At 68.4% G+C, this 13,583-nt stretch carries 13 protein-coding genes; 9 read left to right on the top strand and 4 right to left on the bottom strand.

The features are described from left to right. From ybeY to era, 4 genes are read left to right on the top strand one after another with little or no spacing between them, the layout of a single operon-like run. Entirely contained in the window at positions 1–534 is a 534-nt protein-coding gene (gene ybeY, locus K883_RS17620; RefSeq protein WP_008255587.1) for an rRNA maturation RNase YbeY, read from the top strand. Positions 535–584: 50 nt separating this feature from the next. Beyond that, complete coding sequence (locus tag K883_RS17625; RefSeq protein ID WP_263646491.1) at positions 585–1,805, top strand: hypothetical protein; 1,221 nt, start codon at positions 585–587, stop codon at positions 1,803–1,805. Positions 1,806–1,843: 38 nt separating this feature from the next. Further along, the gene (locus tag K883_RS17630) at positions 1,844–3,154 is read left to right on the top strand and encodes a hemolysin family protein (RefSeq protein ID WP_036455088.1); all 1,311 of its coding nucleotides are present in this window, start codon (positions 1,844–1,846) and stop codon (positions 3,152–3,154) included. Further along, positions 3,147–4,046 (top strand): GTPase Era, encoded by a 900-nt coding sequence (era, locus tag K883_RS17635; protein WP_008255596.1) that lies wholly within the window; start codon positions 3,147–3,149, stop codon positions 4,044–4,046. Before K883_RS17630 ends, era begins: the two co-directional genes overlap by 8 nt. Before the next feature lie 8 nt (positions 4,047–4,054). On the opposite strand, the gene K883_RS17640 is transcribed toward era, so the two are convergent. Both K883_RS17640 and K883_RS17645 read right to left on the bottom strand, forming a co-directional pair. Next, complete coding sequence (locus tag K883_RS17640; protein WP_008255597.1) at positions 4,055–5,515, bottom strand: aminotransferase class I/II-fold pyridoxal phosphate-dependent enzyme; 1,461 nt, start codon at positions 5,513–5,515, stop codon at positions 4,055–4,057. 76 nt (positions 5,516–5,591) lie between these two features. After that, positions 5,592–7,082 (bottom strand): amidase, encoded by a 1,491-nt coding sequence (locus K883_RS17645; RefSeq protein WP_008255598.1) that lies wholly within the window; start codon positions 7,080–7,082, stop codon positions 5,592–5,594. Between the two features lie 62 nt (positions 7,083–7,144). Between K883_RS17645 and recO the strand changes: the two genes are divergently transcribed. The 3 genes from recO (at position 7,145) to K883_RS17660 (ending at position 9,405) form a co-directional block, all read left to right on the top strand. Beyond that, positions 7,145–7,942: a DNA repair protein RecO gene (recO, locus tag K883_RS17650; protein WP_008255600.1), complete on the top strand. Its 798-nt coding sequence runs from the start codon at positions 7,145–7,147 to the stop codon at positions 7,940–7,942. Positions 7,943–8,107: 165 nt separating this feature from the next. Continuing rightward, positions 8,108–8,977 (top strand): decaprenyl diphosphate synthase, encoded by an 870-nt coding sequence (locus K883_RS17655; protein WP_008255602.1) that lies wholly within the window; start codon positions 8,108–8,110, stop codon positions 8,975–8,977. Then, positions 8,977–9,405 carry a hypothetical protein gene (locus K883_RS17660; protein ID WP_008255604.1) on the top strand — a complete coding sequence of 143 codons (429 nt, stop codon included), beginning with the start codon at positions 8,977–8,979 and terminating at the stop codon, positions 9,403–9,405. The genes K883_RS17655 and K883_RS17660 overlap by 1 nt, the downstream gene beginning before the upstream one ends. Positions 9,406–9,408: 3 nt before the next feature. Here the strand turns inward: K883_RS17660 and K883_RS17665 are convergent, their stop codons facing one another. Then, on the bottom strand, positions 9,409–9,804 hold the full coding sequence (locus tag K883_RS17665; protein WP_008255605.1) for a Fur family transcriptional regulator: 396 nt from the start codon (positions 9,802–9,804) through the stop codon (positions 9,409–9,411). Continuing rightward, positions 9,801–10,226, bottom strand: coding sequence for an ArsR/SmtB family transcription factor (locus K883_RS17670; RefSeq protein ID WP_170320583.1), 426 nt, complete (start codon positions 10,224–10,226; stop codon positions 9,801–9,803). The genes K883_RS17665 and K883_RS17670 overlap by 4 nt, the downstream gene beginning before the upstream one ends. A gap of 183 nt (positions 10,227–10,409) precedes the next feature. Here K883_RS17670 and K883_RS17675 point away from each other — a divergent pair, with 183 nt between their 5' ends. Both K883_RS17675 and K883_RS17680 read left to right on the top strand, forming a co-directional pair. Beyond that, positions 10,410–11,801, top strand: a complete 1,392-nt coding sequence (locus tag K883_RS17675) for a glycine--tRNA ligase (protein ID WP_036455575.1) — start codon at positions 10,410–10,412, stop codon at positions 11,799–11,801. A gap of 251 nt (positions 11,802–12,052) precedes the next feature. Continuing rightward, positions 12,053–13,279 (top strand): PPE family protein, encoded by a 1,227-nt coding sequence (locus K883_RS17680; protein WP_014382304.1) that lies wholly within the window; start codon positions 12,053–12,055, stop codon positions 13,277–13,279. The last annotated feature ends 304 nt before the right edge of the window (positions 13,280–13,583 follow it).

The following is a 13,583-nucleotide window of genomic DNA, read 5'->3' on the forward strand; positions in this document are numbered from 1 at the left end:
ATGAGCATTGAGGTATCCAACGAGTCGGGCATCGACGTCTCCGAGGCCGAGTTGATCAGCGTCGCGCGGCATGTCATCGCCAAGATGGACGTCAATCCGGCGGCCGAGCTGTCGATGGTGCTGTTGGACACCGCGGCGATGGCAGACCTGCACATGCGCTGGATGGACCTGCCCGGGCCCACCGACGTGATGAGCTTCCCGATGGACGAGCTCGAACCGGGCGGGCGCCCGGACGCCCCCGAGCCCGGGCCCTCGATGCTGGGCGACATCGTGCTGTGCCCGGAATTCGCGGCCAGTCAGGCCGCCGCGGCGGGGCACAGCCTGGGGCACGAGCTCGCGCTGCTGACCATCCACGGTGTGCTGCACCTGATCGGCTACGACCACGGCGAGCCGGACGAGGAAAAGGAGATGTTCGCGCTGCAGGACCGGTTGCTCGAGGAGTGGGTCGCCGACCAGGTCGAGGCCTACCGCCAGGACCGCCAGGAAGAGCGCGACCGCCGATTGCTGGACAAGTCAAGGTATTTCGACAATTGAGTCGACTCTGGATCCTGGTGGCGGCAGCCATCGCGTTCGCGCCGATCTCGATGATCGTCGCCATCCCCGGCACGGTGGCGCAGGCGGCTCCCTGCGCCGGCGCGGGCTCGAACCCCGTGTCCTGCCAGCGCTGCATGTTCTACGTGAACGCCTATCACACGGCGAACGTGTGCAACGAGGACAAGCGCGGCGTCCAGGGGCCCGCGAGCAACGCGCCGACACCGGTTCCGCAGGTGCCCATCCCGGCGTACGAACCGCCCCCGCTTCCGCCGCCGGTGCAGCAACCGGTGGTCCTGCCGCCGCCCAACGCGGGCCAAAACACCGTCCCGGTGCTCGAGATCAATCCGCCCGGCCCCGATGCGCCGCGAAACGCCCCGGTGGTCGCGCCGCCGCGAGGGCTGGATGCGCCCTCGGTGGCGATCGCAGCGGCGAAGGCCGCGCCGGTAACCCGCGCCGACCCCGCCAACCCGCCGAAGCCGCCGACCGAGGTGGACTTCAACCAGCAGGTGCAAAACGTGGTGAATGCCCACCGGCAAAACGTCGACATCCTCAAGATCGACGAGCACCGGTTCGTGCGGCCGCGTCACTGGGACTACGTCGACTACGACGACGCCTACCGCCGCCCGACCCTCTACAACCCGCTTAACCAGGCGATGACGTTCCGCTACTTCTACAACGGCGCCTACCAGCAGCTGTACCTCCCGCGCGGAGCGCGGATGGTGCTCGACGCCGCGACCGTCGGCGTCGTCCCGTTCACCGCGGTCGGCGACAGCTATGTGGCCTCGGGCAGCTTCTACGGCGGTGGCTCGCTACCGCTCAACGGATACAACGGGCCACCGCCGCCGGACTACAAGCCGCCGGCGCCCCCGAAGCTGTACGACAACGTCGTCGTGTCCGTTCCCGCCAAGGGCGAGACCGTGGAAGTGGGCCACGTGGCGGTGGTGGGCCACGACGGCAGCCAATCCCCGGGCAGCCAGGACACGTTCCTGCTCGACGACTCCACCCTGGCCTGGGGCCAGATCGACAACTCCAGCAGCGCCCCCGCCCAGATCCGGGTGATCAAGACCCAGCCGACGCCGGGCGTCGGCCTCACCGATGACGGCGGCTTCTTGGTGCTGCTCGCCGTTCACCACCCGGAGCCCGGCCAACCCCACCAATCCGTCTGGACCATGGCGCTGCGCTTCGGTGGGTTCGCTGTGGTGGTGGGCCTGGTCGCCTGGCTGCTCAATCGCCGGAACCGCAGCGAGGACGACGCCGCTGAGTCCTCGTGATGCCACAGGGGAATAGTGACCACGTCGAGGGATGACCGTTGACCGGCTGGTCTGAGCTGTTCGCCGCGGTCGCGTTGATCGGGCTGGGCGGGCTTTTCGCCGCGATCGATGCGGCCATCAGCACGGTGTCGCTGGCCCGTGTTCAGGAAATGGTGCGCGACGAGCGGCCGGGCGCGGTGGCGCTGTCCAAGGTGATGTCGGAGCGTCCCCGCTACATCAACCTCGTTGTGCTGCTGCGGATTACCTGCGAGATCACCGCGACCGTGCTACTGGTGGTGTTCCTCTATGACAACTTCGGGCTGAAGTGGGGATTGTTCGGCGCCGCGGCCATCATGGTGGTGACCAGCTTCGTCGTCATGGGGGTGGGCCCGCGCACCCTTGGCCGCCAACACGCCTATTCCATCGCGTTGACGACGGTGCTTCCGCTGCAGGCGATCTCGTGGTTGTTGATGCCGATCAGCCGGCTCCTGGTGGTGCTGGGTAACGCGGTCACACCGGGGCGCGGGTTGAGGAACGGGCCGTTCGCCTCGGAGATCGAGCTGCGCGAGGTCGTCGACCTGGCTCAGCAGCGTGGCGTGGTCGCCGCCGAGGAGCGCCGGATGATCCAGTCGGTCTTCGAACTCGGCGACACCCCGGCCCGCGAGGTCATGGTCCCGCGCACCGAGATGATCTGGATCGAAAGCGACAAATTCGCCAGCCAGGCGATCAACCTGGCGGTGCGCAGCGGCCATTCCCGCATCCCGGTGATCGGCGAGAACGTCGACGACATCGTCGGCGTCGTGTACCTGAAAGACCTTGTCCAGCAGACGTTTTTGTCGGGTGGCGGCGGGCGGACCATCCCGGTGGCGCAGGTGATGCGGCCGGCGGTCTTCGTGCCGGACTCCAAGCCCTTGGACGCCCTGCTGCGCGAAATGCAGCGCGACCGCAACCACATGGCCCTGCTCGTCGACGAGTACGGCGCGATCGCCGGCCTGGTCAGCATCGAAGACGTGCTCGAAGAAATCGTCGGCGAGATCGCCGACGAGTACGACCAGGCGGAGACGGCGCCGATAGAAGACCTGGGCGACAAACGTTTTCGGGTGTCGGCGCGGCTGCCGATCGAGGACCTCGGCGAACTGTACGGCGTGCAGTTCGACGACGACCTCGACGTCGACACCGTCGGCGGGCTGCTCGCCCTGGAATTGGGCCGGGTGCCGCTGCCGGGCGCCGAGGTGATCTCCCACGGTTTGCGGCTGCACGCCGAGGGCGGCACGGATCACCGTGGGCGGGTACGCATCGGCACCGTCCTGCTCAGCCCCGTCGAATCCGACGGCTCACCCGATGGCGAGGAACCCCCGCAGCATGACTGAATTCCGTTCCGGCTTCGTATGTTTGGTCGGCCGGCCCAACACCGGGAAGTCGACCCTGACGAACGCGCTCGTCGGGACCAAGGTCGCGATCACCTCGAAACGGCCACAAACCACCCGGCACACCATCCGGGGGATCGTGCACCGGGACGACTTCCAGATCATCCTGGTCGACACGCCGGGTCTGCACCGCCCGCGCACCCTGCTGGGCAAGCGGCTCAACGACCTGGTGCGCGACACCTACGCCGAGGTGGACGTGATCGGGCTGTGCATCCCGGCCGACGAGGCGATCGGCCCGGGCGACCGGTGGATCGTCGAGCAGATTCGGGCGACCGCGCCCAAGGCGACACTGGTCGCCATCGTCACCAAGATCGACAAGGCGCCCAAGGACCGGGTCGCCGCGCAGTTGGTCGCGGTCAGCGCGCTGGTCGGCGAGCAGGCCGAGATCGTCCCGGTGTCGGCGGTGGCCGGGACGCAAATGGACGTCCTGATCGACGTGCTGGCCGCGGCGCTGCCGCCCGGGCCCGCCTACTACCCCGACGGGGAACTGACCGACGAACCCGAAGAGGTGTTGATGGCCGAGCTCATCCGGGAGGCGGCCCTGGAGGGGGTGCGCGACGAGCTGCCGCACTCGTTGGCCGTGGTCATCGACGAGGTCAGCCCGCGGGAGGACCGCGACGACCTGATCGACGTGCACGCGCTGCTCTACGTCGAACGCGACAGCCAGAAGGGCATCATCATCGGCAAGGGCGGGGCCCGGCTGCGCGACGTCGGCACCGCCGCGCGCGCCCAGATCGAGAAGCTGCTGGGCACCAAGGTGTACCTCGACCTGCGCGTCAAGGTCGCCAAGAACTGGCAGAGCGACCCCAAACAGCTTGGCCGGCTGGGCTTTTAGCGGGCTTTCTACGTGGCGAGCACCCGGATGGTGTTCAGCGACGGATCGGCCGCATCGGGCAGATTCATGCCGGCATTGACGCCCGAGCAAAGATAGTCCAGCACGGCATCGTTGAGACGCTCACCCGGCACGACGGCGGGGATGCCCGGGGGATAGGGGGTGATCTGCTCGGCGGCGATGCGGCCCGCGGCGCTGTCCGTGGACACCGTTTCCACCCGCCCGAAAAACGCGTCACGCGGCAACTCGACGGACTCCAGTTGCAGCTCGTCGGGCGAGGGCAGCGCGATGCTCGGCGGCGGCTCGAAGTCGTCGGCGGCGGTGCGCCACGCGCGCAGCGCGTCGGTGAGACGCCCCAGGGTCTCCTTGTCGTCGGCCATCGACAGGGTGGCCAGGATGCGGCGGTGATCGCTCATCCCCACGTCGATGTGCGCGTGCGCCCGCAGCCAGTCGGCGGCCTGATAACCCGAAGTGCCCGTTGCGGATACGTCGATCAGCACCTGCATCCGGTCCAGGTCGTGGGACGCCTGCGCGCCGAGCAACTCGTCGTCGAGAACCTCCACATCCGGGATGAGTTCGATCTCCTCACGCACGTGTCGCGTCAAATCGAGTGCGGCACCGAGCAATTCATGACCGTGCTGCACCATCTGCCGGCGCCAGCCGTCCATGGCGGCGTACAACAGGACGCTGGGACTGGTGGTCATCAGCTGATCCGCGCAGGCGGACAGGCGATCCCGATCGATCAGGTCGCCCTGCAGGTGAAACACCGAACCCTGCTCGAAACCGGCGCCCATCTTGTGCACGCTGACCACGCAGACGTCCGCGCCGGCGTCCATCGCCCAGGTCGGCAGGTCCTCGTGGAACGGCAGGTGTGCGCCCCACGCCTCGTCGAGGATCAGCGGCTTTCCGCGCCGGTGACACACCTCGGCGATCCCGGCGATGTCGGCGCAGGTGCCGTAGGGGCTGGGGCTGACGACGAGCGCGCCGGCGGCCTCGGGGTGCTTGTCCCAGGCCTGTTCGACCTGCTCCGGCGAGGGCGGATGAGAGAAGTGGTGCGCGGCGTCCCAGCGGGGGGTGATCCAGCGCGGCTGCACGCCGGAGAAGATCAGCCCCGCCACGATCGACTTGTGGCTGTCGCGGCTGACCAGCAGGCTGCCCTCGCCGCCGGCCACCGCCATCATCGCCGCCCGCACCGACAGGGAACTGCCGCAGGTGGAGAACCACGCGGTGTCCGCGCCCACTGCCTCGGCCATCAGGTCTTCGGCGTTCTTCAAGTACTTGTTGCTGGTCCGGCGGTCATCCAGGCCGCCGCTGGCCAGTACGTCGTCGAGGAAGGGTTCACGGCCCAGGACCGCGAGGACCCGCTCGTCGGTGCCGCGGCCCTGCCGGTGGCCGGGCGGCGTGAACCCGTATCGGTTCTTTTCCCGATAGTCGGCCAGCGCATCGAGCAGTGGGGCGTCGGATTGGTCCATGGCGAACGTGTACCCGCCTCGTCGGCAGGAAATTCACCGCTCCGACCTGCCCAGACGGCGGGACGCGGCGGTGATCTCAGCCGCTGGGCGCGGGCGCCGGAGGGGTGTCCGCGCTCTGGTGCCACCAGGGTTGGGGCTGCTTGCTGGCCCATCCGCACACGGCTTCGAGCTCGGCGGCCAGCGAGATCAGCATGCCCTCGCTGTTGGCCGGGCCCATCAGCTGCACGCCGATCGGCAGGCCTTCGGAGGTGAAGCCCGCCGGAACGTTGATGGACGGCCACCCCAGGACGTTCCACGGGAACGTCAGCGGGCAGGCCGCGATCATGGCCCGGTCGGTGCCGAAGCCGCTCAACCGGTCGAAGGCCCGCGCCAGCGGCGGGGGCTGGGCGGTGGTCGGCGCCAACACCACGTCGACGATGTCGAAGATCGAACCGACCCGGCGCTGGTCGGCCGCCTCGTGGCGGCGGGCGCTGCGCAGGATCGCCTGCCCCAGCGCGGCGCCCATGCGCAGGTTGGACAGGGTCCGGGGGTCCAGCACGACGCCGTCGCCCAAGCGCTCCTCCCAATCCCGCAGGCCCGCGGTGGACCGGGCGAGAAAGTCCCACGACAACCGCATGCCGTAGTCGGGGTTGCCGGACACCACGGTGTGGCCCAGCAGTTCGAGTTGGTTACCCACGGCGCGCGTCGCCGCCAGGATCTCCGGGTGCAGCTTGGGCCGGAAACCGGTGTAGGGAAACCGGGTTGACAGCGCGATGTTCAGCGGGCCGGGCGCCTTGCCCACATAGTCGGAGGCGGTGATCGCGGGCGGTTTGTGACGGTCCCCCTCGACGTTGCCGGACGCGGCGTCGAGCACCAGCGCCGCGTCGGCGACCGTGCGGGCCAGCACGCCGTTGACCGTGATGCCGTTGAACGCCTCCGGCAGCGGCCAGGTCGAGATCCGTCCGCGCTGCGGCTTGATGCCCACCAGGTGCGTCCATGCCGCGGGGATGCGGATACTGCCGGCGCCGTCGGACCCGATGGCGGCCGTGACCAGGCCCGCGGCCACCGCCGCGGCGCTGCCGCCCGACGACCCGCCGGGGGTGTGCCGCCGCGACCAGGGGTTGCGGGTGTGCCCGAAACCGGGTCCGCTGGTGAACGGCCACTGGCCGAGCTCACACGTGTTGGTCTTGCCCACGATCACCGCGCCGGCGGCCTTGAGGCGGCGCACCACCTCGGCGTCGTGCGTCGCCGGCGGAACCGTCCCCTCGGTGCCGAACGCAGTGGGCACGCCGGCAATGTCGACGTCGTCCTTGACGGCGATCGGGATGCCCAGCAGCGGGGCGGTGTCCCCGGCCGCGCGGCGCCGGTCGGCCTCGGCCGCGTCGGCCAGCGCCGACTCGGTGAGCACCACCCGGAAGGCGTTCAGCGTGGGCTGGCTGGCGTGGATGGCGTGCAGCGAACGACCCACCAGGGTGGTGGACGTCACCGAGCGGCTGGCCAACTGATAGAGCAGGTCGGTCAGCGTGGGCAGGCGCTGGTTGCCGGACCCGGAAATGGACCCGACTCCCGACCCCGAAGCGCCAATCACGGGGTACGAGACTAGACGGCGCGGATACCCGCAATGTCGCGGCGGGGTGCAAAACTATGGGGATGCGGCTATACCGAGACCGAGCTGTTGTGCTGCGCCAGCACAAGCTCGGCGAAGCCGACCGGATCGTCACCCTGCTGACCCGTGATCACGGGCTGGTCCGCGCGGTGGCCAAGGGCGTTCGTCGTACCCGCAGCAAATTCGGTGCGCGGCTGGAGCCATTCGCGCACATCGACGCGCAGTTGCATCCCGGCCGCAACCTCGACATCGTCACCCAGGTCGTCTCGATCGACGCGTTCGCCACCGACATCGTCAGCGACTACGGCCGCTACACCTGCGGGTGCGCCATGCTGGAAACCGCCGAACGCCTCGCCGGTGAGGAGCGGGCGCCCGCCCCGGCCCTGCACGGGCTCACGGTGAGCGCCCTGCGGGCGGTGGCCGACGGCCGCCGGTCCCGGGGCCTGCTGCTGGACGCCTACCTGCTGCGGGCGATGGGCATCGCCGGTTGGGCGCCGGCGCTGAACGAGTGCGCCCGTTGCGCCACGCCCGGTCCCCATCGTGCGTTTCATGTCGGCGCCGGCGGCAGCGTCTGCACCCACTGCCGCCCGGCCGGTTCGACGACGCCGCCGCCGGGGGTGCTGGACCTGATGTCGGCGCTGCACGACGGCGATTGGGACTTCGCCGAGAAGACGCCGCAGTCGCACCGCAACTACGTCAGCGGTCTGGTGGCGGCGCACCTGCAATGGCATTTGGAGCGGCAGCTCAAGACGTTGCCGCTCGTCGAACGGACGTATCACGTCGACCGCACCATCGCCGATCAGCGCGCGACGCTGATCGGGCAGGATATGGACTGTGGCTAAAGTCTGGGCCGGCGGACGGGCGGTGATCACATCCGTCACACCCGCATCTGCGTCAACCGGCATGTGTTGTGCCCACCTCCGAGCGACAAAAGCGGGTCACCCGAACGTGTCGCTCGGAGGTGGGCACAAGACACACGCCCTGCGACCGAGGCCAGTGGGGCGCTGGTGACACACCGCGGTTTCCCGCAGCTGCCCCCCGCGCCCGACGACTATCCGGTCTTTCCCGACAAGTCGACCTGGCCCGTCGTGTTTCCGGAGCTGCCGCCGTCCGCCGACGGCGGCCCGTGCCGGCCGCCGCAGCACACCTCCAAGGCGGCCGCGCCCAGGATCGAGGCCGACCGGCTGCCCAACCATGTGGCCATCGTCATGGACGGCAACGGCCGCTGGGCCACCCAGCAGGGGCTGACCCGTACCGACGGTCATCGAGCCGGGGAGGCCGTGGTCATCGACATCGTCTGTGGTGCAATCGAAATCGGGATCAAGTGGCTCAGCCTGTACGCCTTCTCGACCGAGAACTGGAAGCGTTCGCCCGAAGAGGTCCGCTTCCTGATGGGCTTCAACCGCGACGTGGTGCGGATGCGCCGGGTGAACCTGAATGCGATCGGGGTCAAGATCCGGTGGGTCGGGTCGCGGCCCCGCCTGTGGCGCAGCGTGATCAATGAGCTGGCGATCGCAGAAGACATGACGAAGGACAACGACGTCATCACCGTCAACTACTGTGTGAACTACGGTGGCCGCGCCGAAATCGCCGAAGCCACAAAGGAAATCGCACGGCTGGCCGCGGCCGGACGGCTGAACCCGGAGCGCATCACCGAGTCGACGGTGGCGAACCACCTGCAGCGGCCCGACATCCCCGACGTGGATCTGTTTTTGCGGACCTCGGGGGAGCAGCGGTCCAGCAATTTCATGCTGTGGCAGGCGGCATACGCCGAGTACATCTTCCAGGACAAATTGTGGCCCGACTACGACCGTCGCGACCTGTGGGCCGCCTGCGAGGAATACGCCTCGCGCAACCGCCGATTCGGGAGCGCATAGTGCCATCGCTACAGGAGCGTCTGGCGTCGATCCTCCGCGATGTCCTTGCGCTGCAGGAGGAGACCGACGGCGCGCTGACCGTTCACCATGACGGCACCATCGCCTCGTTGCGGGTGGTGAACATCGCCGAGGGCCTTGACCTGGTATCGCTCACCCAGATATTGGCGTGGGATCTGCCGCTGACCAAGAAGCTGAGCGATCAGGTGGCCAAGCAGGCGCGCGACAGCAACTTCGGCAGCGTCAGCCTGATCGAGAAGGTCAATGACAAAGCCGTGCAGCGTAATTCGGGCAAGGGCGCGGCCAAGAACGCCGATGTGATGCTGCGCTACAACTTTCCCGGCGCGGGCCTCACCGACGATGCGCTGAGGACCTTGATTTTGCTGGTGCTCGACACCGGCGCCCAGGTACGCCGCACGCTGACGGCGTAATCGTCAGGGCATGCACTCCGAACAGGTGCCGAAGATCTCGATGGTGTGGCTGACGTCGGAGAAGCCGTGCTTGGCGGCCACGGCCGTCGCCCACTCCTCGACCTCGTGATCGCCCACCTCGATCGTGGATCCGCAACTGCGGCAGACCAAGTGGTGATGATGGTGTTCCGAACACCTGCGGTAGACCGACTCGCCGGTGTCGGTGCGCAGCGTGTCGATCATTCCCGCCGCGGCCATCGACTGCAGCGTCCGGTAGACGGTGGTCAGCCCGATGTTCTCGCCGCGCCGGCGCAGCTCGTCGTGCAGATCCTGCGCCGAGCGGAATTCGTCGAGTGTCTCCAACAGCGTCGAGATCGCCGCGCGCTGACGGGTCGAGCGAACGCTCGCTCCTGATGTCACGGGGCGTCCTCGCTCGCGTGCGCGACGGCGTCCACCACGATGTGCGCGAGGTGATGATCGGCGAGCCGGTACAGCACCTCGCGCCCGGACCGCTCGCCGGCAACCACGCCCGCCGCCTTGAGAATCTTCAGGTGCTGGCTGACGAGCGGCTGGGGCACGCCGAGCGCGTCCACCAGCTCGTGCACGCAGCGATGCGACTCGCGCAGCTGCAGGACGATGGCGATGCGCACCGGCGCCGCCAGCGCCCGCAACAACTCGCCCGCGGCGTCGAGGATCTCCCGCGGGGGTGGGACGGGGTAATCGGCCAGTACGGAGTGCCCACCGGCGCCGAGTCCGCCGTGGTCGTGGGTGACCGCGTCCAGGTCCGTTCCTATGTCGCCGTCGGTGGCGGACGGCATCGACGCAGAACGTGAGGGGGACATCATGGGAGCGGCATCACCTCGAGAAGTGCCAGGTAGTGGGAAAGTATCCGCCGTATCGGCTGCCCTCCACTGTCACATGCATGATGACGCATGTCAAAGACCGCGGCGCCGATCGCTACCATGACTGATGCTCTGCGCACGGCGGTCGGCCGCCAGGCGCGCCCACCCAACCCCGGAAAGGGAGTGCACCACCCCGTGGCGTCCGTCATCGACACCGTAGTGAATCTGGCCAAGCGGCGCGGCTTCGTTTTTCCCTCGGGAGAGATCTACGGTGGAACCCGGTCGGCGTGGGACTACGGCCCGTTGGGTGTGGAGTTCAAAGAGAACATCAAACGTCAGTGGTGGCGCGCGGTGGTCAGCGGGCGCGACGACGTCGTGGGCCTGGATTCGTCGATCATCTTGCCGCGGCAGGTGTGGGTGGCCTCGGGCCACGTCGAGGTCTTCCATGACCCGCTGGTCGAGTCGCTGATCACCCATAAGCGTTACCGCGCCGACCATCTCATCGAGGCCTACGAGGCCAAGCACGGCCACCCGCCGCCCAACGGACTGGCCGACATCCGCGACCCCGACACCGGCGAGCCCGGGCAGTGGACCGAGCCCCGCGAATTCAACATGATGCTCAAGACCTACCTGGGTCCGATCGAGACCGAGGAGGGCTTGCACTATCTGCGTCCGGAGACCGCGCAGGGCATCTTCGTCAACTTCGCCAACGTGGTGACGACCGCGCGCAAGAAACCGCCCTTCGGCATCGGCCAGATAGGCAAGAGCTTTCGCAACGAGATCACCCCGGGCAACTTCATTTTCCGCACGCGCGAGTTCGAGCAAATGGAAATGGAGTTCTTCGTCGAGCCCTCGACCGCGAAGGAATGGCATCAGTATTGGATCGACACCCGGCTGCAATGGTATGTCGAGTTGGGTATCGATCCGGAGAACCTGCGGTTGTTTGAACACCCGGCCGACAAACTGTCGCACTACTCCGATCGCACCGTCGACATCGAGTACAAATTCGGCTTCGCCGGTAACCCGTGGGGTGAGCTGGAGGGCGTCGCCAACCGCACCGATTTCGACTTGGCGACGCATTCAAAGCATTCCGGCGTCGACCTGTCCTTCTACGACCAGGCGACCGACGCACGCTACATCCCGTATGTCATCGAGCCCGCGGCGGGTTTGACGCGGTCGTTCATGGCGTTCCTGATCGACGCCTACGTCGAGGACGAGGCCCCGAACGCCAAGGGCAAGATGGAAAAGCGCACGGTGCTGCGGCTGGACCCGCGGCTGGCCCCGGTCAAGGCGGCGGTGCTGCCGCTGTCCCGGCACGCCGACCTGAGCCCCAAGGCCCGCGATCTGGCGGCCGAACTGCGCCAGTTTTGGAATATCGATTTCGACGATGCGGGCGCGATCGGGCGGCGCTATCGGCGCCAGGACGAGATCGGCACGCCGTTCTGTGTGACGGTGGATTTCGACTCACTCGAGGACGACGCCGTGACGGTGCGCCGGCGCGACGACATGACCCAGGAACGCGTCGCGATGAACACCGTGGCCGATTATCTGGCGGCACGGCTCAAAGGCTGCTAATCACCGGGCCGCCGTCGGCGGTGCCATATCGGGTCCCGTTGCGTCGGTGCGCGTCTGGCCGACTCGCGCCGCCGTGAATGATGCGCCGTCGCCGGTTCGCATTTGCGAAATAAGGTTTGCTTAAAAATCGGGCCGCGATGGTGGCGGTGCCCTAGGATCTGCCGTGGGGCATAAGTAGATAGCTAGTTGAGCCATGGGCGGATGTCGGGCGTCTGTCGCTGGAGCCGTTGACTCGGTCGGTTGGGGTGTGGATGATTCCCGCGTTTTTGTTCTTCCCTCCGGAAATCAACTCGGCCTTGATAGTCGGCGGCCCCGGTGCTGGACCTCTATTCGAGGCGGCCTCCGCGTGGGACGGACTGGCGGCGGAGCTGTCGTCCTCGGCGGCCTCGTTCAACACCGTGGTGACGGACCTGGCGGCGGGCCCCTGGACGGGTCCTTCGTCGGCATCGATGACGGCCGCCGCGGCGCCCTACGTGCAATGGCTGCTGATCGCCGCCGCGGAGGCGGAGGTGGCCGCGATCCGGGCCCGGCTGGCGGCGCTGGCGTTCGAGGGGGCGGTGGTCGCGACGGTGCCGCTGCCGGCGGTGCTGGCGAATCGTGCCCGGTTGCTGATCCTGATCGCGACCAACTTCTTCGGCCAGAACACGGCGGCGATCGCGCAGACCGAGCTGGAGTACGTCGAGATGTGGGCGCAGGATGTGGCCGCGATGGTGGGCTATCACGCGGGGGCCCAAACGCTGGTGGAGACGTTGCCGGCGTTCACCCCGCCGCCCGCGGGTCTCGGCGGCGGCGCGGCGTCCGCGGGCCTGGCGGGCCTGGCCGACCTGGTGACGGCGCCTCTGACGCTCGCGTCCCAGTTTTTCCAGGGCTTGTCCTCGCTGGGGACCGCGTTCGCGTCGCAGCTGCAGTCGGTGTTCATGGCGCTCTCCCCGGCGGTCTCGTCGCTGACGTCGTTGATGACCTCGACGCCGGTGGCGACCTTGACGACGGTGGCCCAGGCCGGCATGTACCCGGCCGGCGCGCTGATGCCGCCCATGGTGGCGCTGGCCCAGAGCACCGGCCCGGTGGCGGCCGCGGCGCCGGCGGCGCCGGCGCCGATATTGCTCAGCGCCACCAACGTGGCCGCCGCCGAGGCCCCGCGCAGCGCCCATAGCGTGCTGTCCGACCTGCAACCGCTGGCGGGCGGGGGGCTGGGCGCGCTGGGCGTCGCGTCGGCGGGCCTGGGGACCGCGCGGTTCGTCGGGGCGATGTCGGTGCCCGCGGCGTGGCAAGGGTCGATGCCGGCGTACGTGCCCGCACCGGCGGTGTCGGGTGTGGCCACCGGAGCGCCCGCGGCGACGTCGGCCGCGGCCGGGTCGGGTAACGGCGTGCCGATGACGGCCATGCCGGTGGGCGACAAGGGGCCCGAGGGGGACAAGCGCGGCACCAAGGCGGAGGTGGTGCGGTCACGGCCCAAAGTGGTGCCGCGAACCCGATAATCGCGGTGCCGCTGTTGCGGATGTGCATGGAGTGCACTGCGTGAGAAACCGGAAATTCCGACTAGGTTGGCCGGGGCGGCCAAGCAACGCCGTACCGCAATATGCGAATTCATATAATTCGTCCCGTAACAACGCGCGCTCGCATGCGTTGCCCCGAGCGGGAAGCGCGGAGCCGGACCCCCTGCGCACCCGCGGCCGACCGCTCGATCCGATCACGACGGTTTAACCTAACGTGCTGTGCGGCAAGGAGTTTGTCCGTAGGAATCGACGGCCGATCGTCCGGGATGGCGCCCGAGTTCCCCGG

Origin of the sequence: Mycobacterium sp. TKK-01-0059 (assembly GCF_000709305.1) — a bacterium.
GTDB classification, from domain to species: Bacteria; Actinomycetota; Actinomycetes; order Mycobacteriales; family Mycobacteriaceae; genus Mycobacterium; species Mycobacterium intracellulare.